Annotated in this window: 18 protein-coding genes; 16 read left to right on the forward strand and 2 right to left on the reverse strand. The window is 44.6% G+C overall.

Translation table 11 applies throughout. From position 1 onward, the window contains the following. The first annotated feature begins 133 nt into the window (after positions 1-133). The 7 genes from BM377_RS11045 to BM377_RS11075 all read left to right on the forward strand — a co-directional run bounded on the left by BM377_RS11045 (position 134) and on the right by BM377_RS11075 (position 4,820). Positions 134-685 carry a DUF3793 family protein gene (locus tag BM377_RS11045; protein WP_177223865.1) on the forward strand — a complete coding sequence of 184 codons (552 nt, stop codon included), beginning with the start codon at positions 134-136 and terminating at the stop codon, positions 683-685. Between the two features lie 10 nt (positions 686-695). Further along, positions 696-929 (forward strand): Fur family transcriptional regulator, encoded by a 234-nt coding sequence (locus tag BM377_RS11050; protein ID WP_092248090.1) that lies wholly within the window; start codon positions 696-698, stop codon positions 927-929. A gap of 38 nt (positions 930-967) precedes the next feature. Further along, positions 968-1,645: an energy-coupling factor transporter transmembrane component T gene (locus BM377_RS11055; RefSeq protein WP_092248093.1), complete on the forward strand. Its 678-nt coding sequence runs from the start codon at positions 968-970 to the stop codon at positions 1,643-1,645. Continuing rightward, a complete protein-coding gene (locus tag BM377_RS11060) occupies positions 1,630-3,063 on the forward strand; it encodes an ABC transporter ATP-binding protein (protein WP_092248095.1) in 1,434 nt (477 codons plus the stop codon). Before BM377_RS11055 ends, BM377_RS11060 begins: the two co-directional genes overlap by 16 nt. Continuing rightward, positions 3,060-3,266 carry a hypothetical protein gene (locus tag BM377_RS11065; RefSeq protein WP_092248097.1) on the forward strand — a complete coding sequence of 69 codons (207 nt, stop codon included), beginning with the start codon at positions 3,060-3,062 and terminating at the stop codon, positions 3,264-3,266. Before BM377_RS11060 ends, BM377_RS11065 begins: the two co-directional genes overlap by 4 nt. 95 nt (positions 3,267-3,361) lie before the next feature. Then, positions 3,362-4,129: a ZIP family metal transporter gene (locus tag BM377_RS11070; protein ID WP_092248099.1), complete on the forward strand. Its 768-nt coding sequence runs from the start codon at positions 3,362-3,364 to the stop codon at positions 4,127-4,129. Positions 4,130-4,139: 10 nt separating this feature from the next. Beyond that, positions 4,140-4,820 carry a CatA-like O-acetyltransferase gene (locus tag BM377_RS11075; protein ID WP_177223866.1) on the forward strand — a complete coding sequence of 227 codons (681 nt, stop codon included), beginning with the start codon at positions 4,140-4,142 and terminating at the stop codon, positions 4,818-4,820. Here the strand turns inward: BM377_RS11075 and BM377_RS11080 are convergent. After that, the gene (locus tag BM377_RS11080) at positions 4,810-6,855 is read right to left on the reverse strand and encodes a methyl-accepting chemotaxis protein (RefSeq protein ID WP_092248104.1); all 2,046 of its coding nucleotides are present in this window, start codon (positions 6,853-6,855) and stop codon (positions 4,810-4,812) included. The genes BM377_RS11075 and BM377_RS11080 overlap by 11 nt on opposite strands. A 761-nt stretch (positions 6,856-7,616) precedes the next feature. Between BM377_RS11080 and BM377_RS11085 the strand changes: the two genes are divergently transcribed. From BM377_RS11085 to BM377_RS11115, 7 genes are all read left to right on the forward strand, one after another. Then, on the forward strand, positions 7,617-7,958 hold the full coding sequence (locus BM377_RS11085; RefSeq protein ID WP_092248107.1) for an arsenate reductase family protein: 342 nt from the start codon (positions 7,617-7,619) through the stop codon (positions 7,956-7,958). A gap of 44 nt (positions 7,959-8,002) precedes the next feature. After that, positions 8,003-8,770 carry a nucleoside phosphorylase gene (locus tag BM377_RS11090; RefSeq protein ID WP_092248110.1) on the forward strand — a complete coding sequence of 256 codons (768 nt, stop codon included), beginning with the start codon at positions 8,003-8,005 and terminating at the stop codon, positions 8,768-8,770. A 31-nt stretch (positions 8,771-8,801) separates the two neighbouring features. Beyond that, the gene (locus BM377_RS11095; RefSeq protein WP_092248113.1) at positions 8,802-9,824 is read left to right on the forward strand and encodes a nucleotidyltransferase domain-containing protein; all 1,023 of its coding nucleotides are present in this window, start codon (positions 8,802-8,804) and stop codon (positions 9,822-9,824) included. Next, positions 9,821-10,585, forward strand: a complete 765-nt coding sequence (locus BM377_RS11100; protein WP_092248116.1) for a nucleotidyltransferase domain-containing protein — start codon at positions 9,821-9,823, stop codon at positions 10,583-10,585. The genes BM377_RS11095 and BM377_RS11100 overlap by 4 nt, the downstream gene beginning before the upstream one ends. Positions 10,586-10,613: 28 nt before the next feature. Further along, the gene (locus tag BM377_RS11105; RefSeq protein ID WP_092248119.1) at positions 10,614-11,066 is read left to right on the forward strand and encodes a PaaI family thioesterase; all 453 of its coding nucleotides are present in this window, start codon (positions 10,614-10,616) and stop codon (positions 11,064-11,066) included. 81 nt (positions 11,067-11,147) lie between these two features. Further along, positions 11,148-11,591 (forward strand): GNAT family N-acetyltransferase, encoded by a 444-nt coding sequence (locus BM377_RS11110; RefSeq protein WP_092248122.1) that lies wholly within the window; start codon positions 11,148-11,150, stop codon positions 11,589-11,591. Between the two features lie 115 nt (positions 11,592-11,706). Further along, a complete protein-coding gene (locus BM377_RS11115) occupies positions 11,707-12,435 on the forward strand; it encodes a MerR family transcriptional regulator (RefSeq protein ID WP_092248125.1) in 729 nt (242 codons plus the stop codon). 109 nt (positions 12,436-12,544) lie between these two features. Here the strand turns inward: BM377_RS11115 and BM377_RS11120 are convergent, their stop codons facing one another. After that, complete coding sequence (locus tag BM377_RS11120; protein WP_092248128.1) at positions 12,545-14,299, reverse strand: hypothetical protein; 1,755 nt, start codon at positions 14,297-14,299, stop codon at positions 12,545-12,547. A gap of 152 nt (positions 14,300-14,451) precedes the next feature. Here BM377_RS11120 and BM377_RS11125 point away from each other — a divergent pair, with 152 nt between their 5' ends. Together BM377_RS11125 and BM377_RS11130 are read left to right on the forward strand one after the other, a co-directional pair. Further along, positions 14,452-14,760, forward strand: coding sequence for a hypothetical protein (locus BM377_RS11125; RefSeq protein ID WP_092248131.1), 309 nt, complete (start codon positions 14,452-14,454; stop codon positions 14,758-14,760). Positions 14,761-14,763: 3 nt separating this feature from the next. After that, the gene (locus tag BM377_RS11130) at positions 14,764-15,165 is read left to right on the forward strand and encodes a YwqH-like family protein (protein ID WP_092248134.1); all 402 of its coding nucleotides are present in this window, start codon (positions 14,764-14,766) and stop codon (positions 15,163-15,165) included. The last annotated feature ends 155 nt before the right edge of the window (positions 15,166-15,320 follow it).

Consider the following 15,320-nt stretch of genomic DNA (forward strand, 5'->3'; position numbering starts at 1 on the left):
TACAGATAGCTGATAATTATTATCATAAAAGAATATCAGAGTGATCAAGGCCCGATGTAAAGCGGGTTATATTTTTGGATGCTGGTTAGCGTATGCTAACGCTGCCGCATTCATTAAAACGGGAGGAATTGTAGTGGGAGACCAAGTGCTTATAAAGTTATGCTCTCCGACTTTGGCAGGAATCAAGACAGGCAATCTTTTTACTATTGATTGTGACGACATAGAATTATTCAATCATGAAGTCAGAGGATTTAATATCAGGCTCGCAGACAAGGGCCTTCGCATGATCCCGATCAAGTACTGGAACGGACATGTACTTATATATCTTTACAGACCATCTTTTTTAAAAAGAGATTTTTCCGACAAAGAGGTCTGCAAAGTACTGAAAGAAAAAGGATATTCATATAACAATTCGGATCTTTGCGTGGCGGAGCTTTCCAAGCATCTTAGGAAAGATTCGAAATTTCCTCATGAGATAGGTCTTTTCCTTGGATATCCCGTAAAAGACGTTGTGGGATTCATGAACGATTCCAGAAAAGGCGTGCAGTACACAGGCTTTTGGAAGGTCTACGCAGATAAGGATTCGGCGCTTGCAACGTTTGACAGGTACAAAAGGGTAACGGAGATTTACAGCATGGCACACGAAAACGGCGCTTCATTAGAGCAACTTACTGTTGCGGGTTGAAAGGGGACATATGAGTAAAAAGCAGATAATCGGCGTTCTGAGAGAACGAGGATTCAGAGTTACCAAACAAAGAGAGATTATGGCAGATGTAATTGCGGAAAATGACGGAGCATCCTGCAAGGACATTTGCTGCATCGTAAAGTCCAAAGACAGATCGATCGGAACGGCTACTGTCTATCGAATGATCAAGACTTTGGAGGATCTGGGGATCATCGAAAGGATCGATATGATCAAGCTGCACTGAGCAGCGGTATTTATTTAGAGTGAGGAAGTTATGAAAAAATGAAAGCAATAAATATTAACCCCATTGTTCTTATATTAGTCAATATCATCGCACCGACCATGTATATGTTTATAAGCGGAAGATACCTTCAATTGTTTTTGCTGATATTTGCATCCGTACTCATGATCGTGATGGGAAGATATAAGAGATTACTGGGATTTTGGCTGGTGTACGCCCTTATGATGGGAACCTACACACTGACCATGCATATGGGAGATTTACAATACATAGGATTATTTCTCATAGTGATCGTTCAGTGCATTCCGTGTATCGCACTTGCATCAATCCTGGTAAGCAAATACAATTCCGCGCAGCTTCTTTCTGCGCTTGAGACCATGCATGTTCCAAGAGTTCTGGTGGTGGCGGTGACAATTACCATCAAATACATTCCCACATTTAAAAGAGAATTCTCATACATCACGGAATCGATGAGACTTAGAGGAATCGGATTCACCTGGAAAAAACCTGTTAAAAGCTTCCAGTACTTTATCGTGCCACAGCTCTTTAGATGCGCAGCTTTGGCGGAAGAAGTAACGGCCGCGGGTCTTGTAAAAGGAATAGATGCGCCTTTGAGAAGATCGTCTTACTTTGAAGAAAAATTCACCTTTGCGGATGCGACGGTTCTTGTTGTATTTGTTGTGGGACTTGTCGGAGGCTTTGTATGGAAACAAATGTAAAAAAAGAAAATGTGATAAAAGCAGATAACTTATGCTTTAGCTACGAGGAATCAAATGAAGGCATAAGTGACGTTAATTTTGAGATAGACGAAGGAGAGATAGTTCTTTTAACAGGTAACAGCGGAAGCGGAAAATCAACGCTTTTAAAGTGCTTAAACGGCCTTATTCCGGCGGTTACCGAAGGGGAACTTAAAGGTCTTTTGTCAATTGAAGGTGAGAAGTATTCGGATCTTAAGATGTACCGCCTCAATCAGATGATAGGTTCGGTATTCCAGAATCCGCGCTCTCAGTTTTTTACCGACAATACGACGGCGGAGCTTGTTTTCCCGATGGAGAACTACGGCTTTACCAAAGAGGAAATGCAGGAGAGACTTGAGAGTCTGAAAAAGACATTCGGTCTCGATGAGTTAATGGACAGAAATATCTTTTCTCTTTCAAGCGGAGAGCGTCAGCTCATTGCCCTGGCATCTGCGGTCACGATGAAGCAGAAGGTTCTTTTGTTTGATGAACCGAGTGCGAACCTTGATTACGGCAACGCCATGAAGCTCGGACGCATATTAAAAAGACTTCGCGATAAAGGCTATACGATAATTGTCGCCGACCACAGATTCTACTATCTGGGCGGAATGATCGACAAAGTTCTTTTCATGGACGAAGGAAAGCTACATCTTTGCAACAGCGAAGATGAATTCAAAAACGGCGATTACAACACTCGCAGCTTTGATCTTTTCTCTATTGATATTCCTTTTAGAGAAAAAGAAAATGCGGGGGAAGTGGTCGCAAGTCTCGAAAACGTGAAGTACAAAGATATTTTGAATGACGTCAATCTTAAGCTCAATAAGGGCGAGATAACCGTTATTGTCGGAGACAACGGCGCCGGAAAAACCACTATTGCAAAGGCGCTCTGCGGAAGCATCAAACCTGACAGCGGGAAAGTCGACACGAAAGGACTTCCTTTCTTTATCATGCAGGATCCCGATTATCAGCTGTTTGGAACGTCCGTAAAAAACGAGCTTGAGCTTGTTAAAAATGATTCTGCGGCGATAGATCATTGTCTTGAGTATCTTGGTTTATCCAAGTATAAGTACAAGCATCCGTTTGACTTAAGCGGCGGACAGAAGCAGAGACTTCAGATTGGAATGGCGATGCTCTGCGACAGAGACCTGATCATCTTTGATGAGCCTACGAGCGGACTTGATGTTTACTCGATGCTAAATGTCTCAAAGGAGATAAACAGGCTGCGTGACAAAGCGGGGGTTCTTGTCATATCGCATGACTACGAATTCATCAGGCATATAGCGAACAGGATCGTATATCTCAAGGACGGGGTTATTGAAAAAGATTTTATTTTGGATGAGCAGGGCTTGTCCGATTTAAATAACATTTTTAAGGAAATGCAGGAGGATAAAAACGTATGAAAATGTTGAAAATTAAGGATGTGGTGATGGTAGCGCTTTTAACGGCGATCTACTTTGTTGTCTACATGGTTAGCAATAATTCTCGTATTTGCTCTTTCATTTGCAGGAATCTATTTGGGACACCTCATTCTCAGAAAGCACTTCGAGAAGAAGGAAGCTCAGGCAGCGTGATGGGCACGGGAGACTGTGGCTTCGCGGAATGATCCTGTGGGACAGGATTAACGGTCAATTTTTAGATATGATAAAATATGGTGGGAGGCAGAAGCTTTCCACCATTTTTTTGTGAGGTGAAAAATATATGTGGCAGATTATTTTGATTCCTTTTTTGGGAACTGCGCTCGGAGCGGCGACGGTATTTCTTTTTAAAAAAGCAATCGGGGAAAAGATGCAGCGAGCACTTACAGGATTTGCATCGGGGGTGATGGTTGCGGCTTCTTTTTTCAGCCTTATTCTACCCGCACTCGATCAGACGGCGGACATGGGAAGACTGGGGTTCATACCGGTCTGCATAGGCTTTGGCGTGGGCATGCTGTTTCTTTTGGTGCTTGATATAGTTATTCCGCATATGCATCTGGATAAATTGGAGGAAGGCCCAAAGAGCGGCCTTAAGAGAACGACCAAGCTTGTGCTTGCCGTTACACTGCACAATATTCCCGAAGGAATGGCGGTTGGTATTGTATGCGCCGGATGGATGAGCGGAAATAGCGCGATAACTTTTACAGGAGCGCTGGCACTTGCGCTCGGTATAGCCATTCAGAATTTCCCTGAGGGAGCGATTGTTTCAATGCCGCTTTTGGGAGAAGGAGTTCCGAAGGGAAGAACCTTTTTGTACGGCGTTCTTTCGGGAATCGTTGAACCGATCGGAGCGCTTCTTATTATCGCAGCTTCGTCATTACTTATTCCGACGATGCCGTATCTTCTTAGCTTTGCGGCAGGTGCGATGATCTACGTTGTGGTCGAGGAGCTTATTCCCGAGATGTCGGAAGGCGAACACTCAAATATCGGAACCGTTTGTTTTGCTTTAGGATTTATAGTGATGATGGCGCTCGATGTGGGACTTGGTTAAAGGAGATATTATGAATTACAAGACTATTGATATGACAAAATATGCAAGAAAAGAGCATTTTGACCACTTTAGGAGCATGGTCTATCCGTTCGTTACAATGACGGTGCAGGTGGATATATCCGATTGGATCGTAAGACTTAAAAAGGCTAAGTATCCTCTTTTTCTTTGCTTTCAATATGCTGTGAGCAGAGCTGCCAACGCAGTTCCCGAGTTTCGTCAGAGAATAAAGGGAGATGGCATAATCGAATATGATTATTGCAATCCGTCATATACGGTTGCGCTTCCCGACGAAACCTACAGGTATTGTCTTGTTAATACGGATCAGCCGCTTGAGGATTATCTGGCTGAAGCCAAAATTAAACAGGAAAAAGCTCTTCACGATGAGCATCTTGAAGAGGAGGGCGAGTCTGAGAGTCATCTTTATACTTCCGTTGTTCCGTGGCAGGATTTCACAGGCGGAACCATGCCTTATCCCAGCTCTGATTTCTCGGTTCCCAACGTTGTCTGGGGTAAGTATAAATCAGAGAAATATCTTGTTATGGAAGGTGGCAACATTGTAGAAAAAACAAAGACAACGATCCCTGTCGTTGTCTTTGTAAACCATGCCCTTATAGACGGGCTTCATATATTCAAGTTCTATTCCAATCTTGATGAGGAACTTGCTAAGATGCAGTTCCCTGTTATGATTTAAAGAATTTCATTTCTTCATTGAGCTGTACAGCGATATCTTTCAGGCCGTCGGCTGAGGTTGCAAGTGTTGTGACCGTAGCCGAAAGCTCCTGCATGGAAGCGCCGGTTTCTTCCGAAGAAGCGGCATTTTCTTCGGATATCGCCGAAAGAGCGCTCATTGTATCAACAACGGCATTCTTGGATGTGGCGCAAGTGTCCGCGCCCTCTGAGATAAGCTGAACACCGCCTACGGTGCTTCCTATATCATCAAGCATTCCGTTTACGGCTTCAAGAGTCTCGCCGATAGCAATCTGCTGCTCGTTATTGCCGTTCTTAACGTCTTCGGCTGCTGCAACAGCGGCTTTACTCTGTTCAAGAAGCGTACTCATCTCTTTCATGATATCATCAGCCATTGCCTTGGAATCGTCTGCAAGTTTACCGATCTCTTCAGCAACAACCGCAAATCCTTTTCCTGCTTCACCTGCTCTTGCAGCCTCGATGGAAGCATTAAGAGAAAGAAGGTTGGTCTGAGTTGCGATGGAAGTGATTCCTTCAACTTTTTCACTGATATTATCAACGGCTTCCTGAGTAGCCTGAATGGTATTGGCAATGTCGTCGATCTTGGCTGTCATCTCAACGGAAGAATCTTTGAGGAGTGTAAGCGATTTACTTGAAACCTCAGATGCTTCTTTCATCTTGCCTGCAAGTCCCGACAGATCGTCCGTAGATGTCTGAACGTTTCCGACAGCGTCGCCGATCTTACTTACGTTTTCTGTTGCGCTCTGGATCTCGTCAGCCTGCTGCGTAGCACCGGATGCGATCTCCTGAACAGCGTTGGATACGTCCTCTGCGGTCTGCGCGATCTGGTTGGCCATATCGGAAAGCTCATCGGATGACTTTCCTACGCCGATAGCGGATTCTTTTATATGGCTTACAATATCACTCAGAGTTCCTATAACGGAATTAGTTGCCTTGGAAATGGCACCGAATTCGTCTTTTCTTTTATCAAATTTATCAACCTTAACAAATCTTCCGTCAGCAAGTGCGCCGAGGGATTCGTTTACGGCTGCGATAGGCTCTGTAAAGCTCTTTGCTATGAGGAATGAGATCACTACAGCGATTGCAAGCAGGATGATTCCTAGGACAACAACGGTGAGTGCGGAACGTGTTGCCGAAGACATGATCTCGTAATTGGTCTCGGAAACCGCAACAACGAAGCCTGTAACAGGCTCTTTTACCCATGCCGTGTAGGTGAGCTTACCGTCTATCATGCTCTCGAACATGCCGTTCATAGCGGTCGAAGTCATGTATTCTTCTTCAGAGTGAACGATAGGCTCATCCTCGGGAGTAATCTCGAACTGAGAGTGAGCTGCGACTGTACCTGCTTTGTCGGTGATGTATCCGTTTTTAACGTTATCTGCAAGGAAGCCGTGAAGGACGCTGAGGTCAAAGCTTCGCTGCAAGGTTCCGATCATCTCGCCGTTTGAAGGATCGAAGACGGGAACGATGATAATGGCGATTCTGTTTCCCGCAGCTTTACTTATAACGATCTCAGAAACCGCAACGCTCTTGGTTGCCCAGCATTCCTGGAAATAAGCTCTGTCCGCGATATTTGTCGAATCCTTGCGGTCGGTTCTAATAAGCTGATCGCCGCTGGGGATCGAAAGAATCGCGTTCTTGTTTCCGTCATTGATGTTGGAATTGATCTCATCCATCTGACGAAGGATGATCTCTCTCTTTTCCTCGGCACCTTCCTGATCCCATGTCTTAACATAGTCGATCGTGCTCTGCGCCGACGCGCACGTCTGGAGCGCAACGAGGTTCTGATGTATGAGAGTTTCGAATTTACTTTCAACAAGTTTGGAATCTGAATTAAGAAGATCCAAAGCATCTGTCTTTGCTTTGCCTGTAGCGGTCTTATAGCTTACAAGCACCGCAAGTGCAAGAGGAACGATTACTACAATGAGCATTATCGCTACAAGTCTGGTCTTTATGCTGTCTTTAAAACTAATATCACTGCGCTTTTTTTGCTTACCAACATTAGATTTCGCCGCCATAAACACCTCCGTGAAGAACTGGATAGAAAAATGGACTGAATTGCTTTTATGAAATTGGAAGAACTGTTATCGTGGCTCTTTTTCTTAGGAAAAAGAGCTTGCCCTTGCGAGAGGGCTCATATTAAATTTTACATCGAAAATAGACTAAAAAGCGTGTGTTTATGAACATTTAATCAATATTTAATAGGAAATATATGAGCGGGGAATCGGGGGCGGGCACGCGGATTGAGGTCGGGTGGATTTATGCGTGTAGGGGAATCCGGCGGCGTGCACGCGGATCGGGGCAGAAACTCCCACCGCGTGTCTGAAATGCGGACTTCTTTCAAATAAACTTGCCACGAATACACGCAAATCAAGGTGGAATTTAAATCCGCGTGCCGAGGAATCCGACAGCGTACACGCGAAATGGGGTTGAGCGTTCATTTGCGTGCCGAGGAATCCGGAAGCGCACACGCGAATCGGGGCAGAAACTCCCACCGCGTGTCTGAAATGCGGACTTCTTTCAAATAAACTTGCCACGGATACACGCAAATCAAGGTGGAATTTAAATCCGCGTGCCGAGGAATCCAGAAGTGTACACGCGAAACGGGGCTAAGGAGTAATTTACGTGCCGAGGGATCCGGCAGCATACACGCGAAACAGGGCGGAAGCCGCCACCGCGTGTCCAACGCATCGGAAAACGGTGTAAATCAGCCACATAGCCCTTTGCGCCTGTCGGGGAAGAGGTTATAATAGAACAAACTATAAGTGAGGAAAAGAGTATGAACATACAAATATTCGGAACAAAAAAGTGTAACGACACCAAGAAAGCAGAGCGATTCTTTAAGGAGCGCGGCATCAAATTTCAATTTATAGACATGAAAGAAAAAGGAATGAGCAAGGGTGAACTCACATCAGTCGCAAGCGCTAACGGTGGAATCATGAACATGATAAATCCCGACGCAAAAGACAAAGATGCCGTTGCACTCATGCAGTATATTGCCGACGAAGACAAGCTCGAAAAGCTCCTTGAAAATCAGCAGATAATCAAGACACCTGTTGTCCGTAACGGCAAGCAGGCGACACTCGGCTACCAGCCCGATGTTTGGAAGAAGTGGGAGTAAAGTCGCGATCGTAAATAAAAAATACTTTGTGAATGGGGAGTAGCATGATCATAAAAAACGAGATACCGATACTTGAATACGACGACCACTCCAAGGAAGTGATCACACCAAATCACGATAGCGAAGAACTGAAGCTGCCGGAGAAGTGTCTTTTTGCCTTCCTCGGAGAGGTGGTTGATAAATACGCCAAAGAGCATGACGCGGAGATCGCTGAAGAATACATCACGGTTTCGCACAACGTGAATGTTTATATTTTGCATGAAAAAGATGAGGATATATGCCTGGTTCAACCGACGATAGGCGCACCGGCGGCAACTTCGCTGCTTGATTTTCTTGTTACCTGCGGATGCAAGAAAGTAATCGCGGTCGGTTCATGCGGAGTGCTTGCGGACATTCCCGAGAACGCTTTTCTTGTGCCGACAAAAGCGCTAAGAGCAGAAGGCACGTCTTATCAGTACTTGCCGGCTTCAAGGTACATCGAGCTAGATGAAGAGCCGGTAGCCGTGATCGAGAACTGCTTCAAAGAACATAAGCTTCCCTTCGTGACATGTACGACTTGGACCACCGATGGTTTTTTCAGAGAGACAAAAGACATGGTGAAATACCGTTTGAAAGAAGGCTGCTCCGTAGTTGAGATGGAGTGCTCCGCACTTGCTGCCTGCTGCAGGAAAAGAGGCGCCAAGTTCGGACAATTTCTTTTTACTGCGGATTCGCTTGCGAATGTACATGAGTACGACTCCAGAGATTTCGGATTTGATTCGCATGAGAAGGCTCTTTTGCTGGGATTGGATATACTAAGAAGTTACAAGTGACCGGCGCTAAAAAAGAAGTGGGAGTAATAAGATGGATTTTAAAAAGATAATGGAATCGGATGAATATGATTTCCTTAGGAAAAACGATAGATTGGGCAAGAGGATAATGCTTCTGGGCATTGGCGGAAGTCATGCGTATGGAACAAGCAATAAAAACAGCGATATCGATTTTAGAGGTGTTACATTGCAGAAGCCGTCGGATCTTTTGGGGCTCACACAGTTTGAACAATATGAAGATGACAAGACGGATACTGTAGTATACGGCTTCAATAAGATGGTAAAACTGCTGTTGGATTGCAATCCAAATACATGCGAGATTCTCGGGCTCGATGAAGATCAATACCTGATAAAGAGTGAACTTGGTCAAGAGCTTATAGATAATACCGGGTTGTTTTTGTCCAAAAGAGCAATAAAATCATTTGGAGGATATGCGGATTCTCAGCTTCGAAGACTTCAAAATGCCATAGCCAGAGATACACTTCCTCAGAGCGAAAGAGAGAAACACATATTAAAGTCTGTTATGCACGCGCTTGAAGATGTGAACAGAAGGTTTTACGGAAAAACCGATGGCGGTCTTAAGGTGTATATCGATAAAGCGGTGAATCCCGAGCTGGACACGGAAATATTTGTGGATGCGGATTATAAGCATTTTCCGCTGCGTGATTATGAAGATGTGTGGGGCGTTATGAGAAGCGTCGTGCGCGATTACGATAAGATCGGCAAGCGAAATAAGAAGAAGGACGACAACCATCTCAACAAGCATGCGATGCATCTGATCAGATTGTTCATGATGGCGATCGATATTCTTGAAAAGGGCGAGATCAGGACACACAGAGTTAATGATCTTGATCTGCTTCTTTCGATTCGAAGAGGTGATTACATGGAACCGAGCGGATCGTTCTCGGCTGCGTTTTTTGAGACGCTTGATGAATACGAGAGAAAGCTGGATGAAGCGGCTGCTAAAACGAAGCTTCCCGATAATCCTGACATGGAAAAGGTAGGAAAGTTTGTAGAGCGCATAAACAGATATGCTATAACAGAGGAAAAAGAATGAGAGATATTTTAAAAGAAATAAATGAGAAGTTGGATGAAATCGAGGCAAAAGAAAAGGTGAAGATATTACATGCTGTCGAATCCGGAAGCAGGGCATGGGGATTTGCTTCGCCTGACAGTGATTATGATGTGAGATTCGTTTATGTAAGAGAGCGTGATGACTATCTGTGCCTGAATGAACCAAGAGATGTCATTGAGTGGCAGCTCGATGAGGTTCTTGATATTAATGGCTGGGATCTGAAAAAAGCGCTTAAGCAGTTTGCCAAAGGAAATGCGACGCTCTTTGAGTGGAGCGGTTCGCCCATTGTTTATCGGACAACACCCGAGTGGGGCATAATTGCAGAAGTTGCCAAAAAGTATTTTTCTGAAAAATCAGCAGTGTATCATTATTACGGTACGGCGAACAGCACTTACCATGACTATCTTACCGGTGAAAAAGTCCGCTACAAAAAATATTTCTATGCATTAAGGCCGCTTCTTGCCGCTATGTATATTGAAGAAAACCACGTAGCGCCGCCGGTTCTTTTCGATGATCTACTAAAGCTCGATATCCCCGAAAAGCTCTGGCTTGCGATAGACGAGCTGCTTGAGATTAAGAAAAGAACTACCGAAAAAGAGGAAAATCCTCAGCTCCCGGTTATACAGGAGTTTATAGAAACTGAGGTCTCTAGGCAAAAAGAGATAGCGAACAGCCTAGCTGACGATCATAATAAGGATTGGTCGGCACTTGATGAGCTGTTTAGAAAGATCATAAATAAATAAGCTTTTACTTATTCTAAGGAGAACCGCAATGCGACCGACACGAACGAAAAAAGAAAATGCGATGAGGGAGAAGATAATCCCTGAATTATACGCTAATGAATACAACAAATTTATAGGGTTTGAGGTGCTGGAACTGAGCGCGACGTACAGCAAGGCGAGGATCAAGGCGGATACGAGGCTTCACAATACATACGGAAGTATCCACGGCGGAGCGCTGCTGTCATTTGTTGACGCGATGGCGGGTGCGACCGGAAGTATGAGCGGATACTATGTAACGACGGTTTCCGCGAACCTGAATTTCTTGCTCCCCGCGGTAAACACGGAGTACATCTACTGCGAGTGCATGAAACTCAAGACAGGCAAGCACATCCTGGTATTTGATATAAGAGTTACCGACGATAACGGAAATCTCCTGGACAGCGGAGAGTTCTCGTTCTTTGCAAGCAAGGTTCCGGTGCTGGGAGACAATCTGAAATTCTAGGTAGCGAGCAAAGCTGCCTAAAGCGCGTCGGGGGCATGATGGCCGCGCGACTCGCACATAGTATGAGGTGACATATATACCATGGAAATGATCATCAAGCATTTTTCCGAGCTCACCACCACCGAGCTCTATGAGATTTTAAAAACCAGATTCGAGATCTTCGTAACCGAGCAGGAGTGCCTGTATCAAGATCTTGACGATAAAGATCAGGACGCGATCCATGTCTTTTGCATGAATGAAAAAGGACGTGTGGCAGGGTGCCTCAGAGTCTTTTGGAATGACGAGGCAGCAGGCGTAGCGCAGATCGGAAGAGTGGCGACGCTTGAGCACGGCAAGGGAATCGGCGGAGAGATCCTTCATGCGGGTGTAGAAGTGGCAAGAGACAGGCTCGGCGCGAAAAAGATAACTCTTCATGCGCAGGAGTACGCCATCGGCTACTACGCAAAAGAGGGCTTCGAAGTCGTGTCCGACATCTTCATGGAAGACGGAATCCCGCACGTGACGATGGAACTTGAATTTACATGACGATAAATCCACCCATATCGGCAGAATAAAAAATTCCGATATGGGTAAAATTTTTGCTTGACTACGACGTAACGTAATAGTTTACGCTTTAATTACACGTGAAGGAGGTACGGCGATGAAAACAGTAAATGAGGTGAGTAAACTGGCGGGTGTGAGTATACGCACACTGCAGTATTACGATAAGATCGGGCTTCTTAGGCCAACAGAGTATACGGAAGCCGGCTACAGGCTGTATGACGATACGGCACTGGAGAGATTGCACCGGATCTTGCTGTTTCGTGAGCTGGAATTTCCGCTAAAAGACATAAAGGAAATAGTAAGCAGATCTGATTTTGACAAGAAAAAGGCACTGGATCAGCAGATTAAGCTCTTGGAACTTAAGAAGGAGCACATCGAAAATCTGCTCACCATGTGCCGCGACCTAAAAAGGAGAGGAGTGAAGAATTTGAGTTTTACAGCATTTGATTCGAGTAAGATCGAAGAATATTCAAGAATGGCGAAAGAGCAGTGGGGCAAGACTCCCGCATATAAAGAGTTTGAGGAAAAGAGCAAGAATCGCACCAAGGAAGATGAGAAAAACCTCATGGGCGAGCTTATGAAGATCTTCGAGGAGTTCGGTTCCATCAAGGAAAAAGAGCCTTCATCAAAAGAGGCACAGGCGCTGGCCAAGAAGCTTCAGGACTTTATAACCAAAAACATGTACACTTGCACAAAAGAGATCCTGTCAGGCCTTGGCAAGTGGTACGTATCAGGCGGCGAAGTAACCGACAACATCGAGAACGCCGGCGGCGCCGGAACCGCAGAGTTTGCCTCCAAAGCAATTCAGATATACTGCGGCAACTAAATGAGAATAACCCTACGGCAACTTTGGTAAAAGAAAAAAAGGGAGAGGATAGCAAAAGCTATCCCTCCCGATTTTCAGTCTAAGCGTTAATTTATCAGTTGTTCCCGGTTTATTTTCCCAGCTGAGCCATGATCGTATCATAATCTTTGTCTCCGGCGATATCTTCAAACTTTAAGGAATCGTCTTTGGCGATTGCCTTTTTGATCTCAGCTTCGGACATGTTTGCGTCAATCTCACTGTGGTACTCGGTTTTGGTTTCATAATCGTCTGATGAAGCAAGCTCTTCTTCCGAAGGTTCGCCGTTACCGTCGATATCATTAAAGTTATAGTCCAGTGTCCAATAGTCTGTGGCAAGTTTGCTGTCATCGTGTATGGACATGTAGGTGTTGTAATAGAGCGCACCGGCGTAATCGGCGTTCCCGTTATAGATAACATTGCCCTTTTTAGCATAGAGATAACCGGCATTGCCCATCGCACCGTAGCCCCACTGATTCATGAGACAAGAGGTGTGACCGTCCTTAAAGGTATAAAGAGAAACCCAGTAACCGGGGAGGCCGACAACCAACTCGGGAATGTCATCACCGTCAACATATATAAGGTCAAAAGCTACACGTGAAAGGTCAAAAGATGGATTATCGTAAGCACATTTGAATATCTTTGCAACCTGAGCGTAGGCTTCCTTGTAGCTTTCGTATTTTTCGTTCTTGTCATTATTAAGAAGCGCCTTCTTTGCTCCGCTGATAGTCAGATCTCCGCCCATTTCTTTGATCTCTCTTTCGCCGAAATCGGCAAAATAAGTAAAGGCTTCGTCTTCATCCGGTGTGGCAAGCTCTATGAAGAGTCTTTTACCATGGTCCGAGTCTCCGATAATTGCTATATCATTATTTCCGTCTGCATCAATATCAAAGAAACTGACAGCATCTATGGTTTTTGTTTTAACAACACTGTTGTTTTCGGCTGTAAAAATCGGTACAAATCTGCTGATATACTTTCCGTCTTTTACCATGACCATTTCTGCCTGTTCCTTGTCCTCGTAATAGGTTACAAAGTGAACGGGAGAATCATATTGCGGAAGCTCCACATCAAAGGTCTGCTCCGGAACACAGTAATCGTCCCACTGAATCTCGTTAGATTCAAAGACAAGGTCATCACCCGACTTGGTGAATTTTACGATCCTGTCGGCGTCGCTTCCGTAATATGAAGTAGACTCTATATTCACACTTTTTTCCTGACTCACCTTAAGACGAAGAGTGTATTTATCACCGGCTTTTTCGCCCGATATGCACTCAAAGCCGTTATGGCGAACATCACTGTCCCAAATTGCTCTGTAAAAAGAGTCGTTCTTTTCGATATACTCCCAATCGATATCATCATTACCCGGCATCAGATCCTTGCCGGTATGCCTTTTGATAAAATCTGCAAGATCTGATTTCTTTATAACACTGAGCTTCTCGTATTCAGTGAGCGAACTGCGATCAGTGGCCTTCAAATAGTCATTTATTTCTTCTTCGCTACAATCCTCGGAACTTATTCCGGCGCCGAGTTTAATAACCTTCTCCCAATCTATCTCTTCGGGAGAATTAAAACCGTCTTCCAAGAAGGCGTTATATTCACTTGTGTTAAAAAGATCCGTGAATTCGGAAAGTTCATCGTCTGTAAGCGCTTCACCGGGCTCGCTGCTTTCGGCCTCTTGTTGGTCCGAGTCGCCGTCGGAAGCTTCGCCCTGCGCACCGTCTTCGCTCTGCGCATTGACGCTACCGTTAGCAGATTCGGCGTTTGAACTACTGTCGGAAAGTTCAACCGAGCTACAGCCTGACATAATAAGCGTTGCCGCTATAATTGGTAAAAGAAATTTTGTTTTCATAATAGCCCCTCCTATAAGCGTTAACAACATAATAACATATAAGAGTGAAAGTTCAAAGGAAAATATGCGGTTTTAGATTGAAACGCATTCGGAGAAATGTTAAAATTATTACTACATTGTTACATGCGCACAGAAGGAAAGAGTAGAGAAATATGTCAGAGAACGAATTACATATCGATACCTTCAGATACACAGGTATCGTTAATGAGATCAAGAATACTGCGGCTTCCTGCAATTTATCGGCAAGGCCGCTTGAAAGCGTAAAAGCTTGGAATAACACGGACGTCGGCAAGAAGATGAAGCCAATTCTTGAGAGTGTTTATGCGACCGAAGAGCTTTATAAGAAGCAGTCTGCGGAAGCGCTCCCGGCGGCGCTTTTTGAGCTACGTGACAGTATATTGGCAACAGATAAGGCAGTAGCCGACAGTGTAAAAGTTGATAATAATAAAAATGGGGAATAAAAAATGAGCAGCATAGGAGAAATGGAGCGAGAGATACATGAGCTCGAGGAAAAGATAGAGAAATACAATGATATTATCAAGATACTTAAGGAAAAACGCGGTGAAATACAAAATGAAAGAGGCATCATAATCAATGATGCTTATACTCCGGAGAAAGCTTACGACATGACAAGATCTTCCACGTGGAGGGGAAAACGCGAGGAAGATGCTAAAGATCATCAGGATAAGATAAAAGAAAAGACAAAAAAGGGAATCACCGCTACAGGACAGCTTCTGGATGATATCGAGACAGCGATCCAAAATCTTCTGGATAAGATAGAAGCATGTAAAAGAAGGATCAGTTATCTCAGACACAAGATAGAAGAGCTGGAAAGACAGCAACAGGGGAATAACCAAGAGCAATAAGGAGAGAGTTTATAATGGGAAAGAGTTATGACGCCGAAGAAGTATCCGGCTTCATGAGTGACCTGTGCAGCTCACTTAACGGGTACAGAGCGGATGCAGACAAGCTTGAGAATGCTTACAATAAATATGCGGGTAACGATACATTTAGGGGAGCG

The sequence above is a fragment of the Butyrivibrio sp. INlla21 genome, assembly GCF_900116875.1.
In the GTDB taxonomy this organism is placed as follows: Bacteria; Bacillota; Clostridia; order Lachnospirales; family Lachnospiraceae; genus Butyrivibrio.

Bases quoted from the DNA above. Each gene is read 5' to 3' on its own strand.
- BM377_RS11055 (WP_092248093.1), top strand. From the start codon at position 968: ATGAAAGCAATAAATATTAACCCCATTGTTCTTATATTAGTCAATATC.
- BM377_RS11075 (WP_177223866.1), top strand. From the start codon at position 4,140: ATGAATTACAAGACTATTGATATGACAAAATATGCAAGAAAAGAGCAT.
- BM377_RS11105 (WP_092248119.1), top strand. From the start codon at position 10,614: ATGCGACCGACACGAACGAAAAAAGAAAATGCGATGAGGGAGAAGATA.
- BM377_RS11130 (WP_092248134.1), top strand. From the start codon at position 14,764: ATGAGCAGCATAGGAGAAATGGAGCGAGAGATACATGAGCTCGAGGAA.
- BM377_RS11050 (WP_092248090.1), top strand. From the start codon at position 696: ATGAGTAAAAAGCAGATAATCGGCGTTCTGAGAGAACGAGGATTCAGA.
- BM377_RS11115 (WP_092248125.1), top strand. From the start codon at position 11,707: ATGAAAACAGTAAATGAGGTGAGTAAACTGGCGGGTGTGAGTATACGC.
- BM377_RS11065 (WP_092248097.1), top strand. From the start codon at position 3,060: ATGAAAATGTTGAAAATTAAGGATGTGGTGATGGTAGCGCTTTTAACG.
- BM377_RS11120 (WP_092248128.1), bottom strand. From the start codon at position 14,299: ATGAAAACAAAATTTCTTTTACCAATTATAGCGGCAACGCTTATTATG.
- BM377_RS11085 (WP_092248107.1), top strand. From the start codon at position 7,617: ATGAACATACAAATATTCGGAACAAAAAAGTGTAACGACACCAAGAAA.
- BM377_RS11095 (WP_092248113.1), top strand. From the start codon at position 8,802: ATGGATTTTAAAAAGATAATGGAATCGGATGAATATGATTTCCTTAGG.
- BM377_RS11070 (WP_092248099.1), top strand. From the start codon at position 3,362: ATGTGGCAGATTATTTTGATTCCTTTTTTGGGAACTGCGCTCGGAGCG.
- BM377_RS11110 (WP_092248122.1), top strand. From the start codon at position 11,148: ATGGAAATGATCATCAAGCATTTTTCCGAGCTCACCACCACCGAGCTC.
- BM377_RS11125 (WP_092248131.1), top strand. From the start codon at position 14,452: ATGTCAGAGAACGAATTACATATCGATACCTTCAGATACACAGGTATC.
- BM377_RS11090 (WP_092248110.1), top strand. From the start codon at position 8,003: ATGATCATAAAAAACGAGATACCGATACTTGAATACGACGACCACTCC.
- BM377_RS11080 (WP_092248104.1), bottom strand. From the start codon at position 6,855: ATGGCGGCGAAATCTAATGTTGGTAAGCAAAAAAAGCGCAGTGATATT.
- BM377_RS11100 (WP_092248116.1), top strand. From the start codon at position 9,821: ATGAGAGATATTTTAAAAGAAATAAATGAGAAGTTGGATGAAATCGAG.
- BM377_RS11060 (WP_092248095.1), top strand. From the start codon at position 1,630: ATGGAAACAAATGTAAAAAAAGAAAATGTGATAAAAGCAGATAACTTA.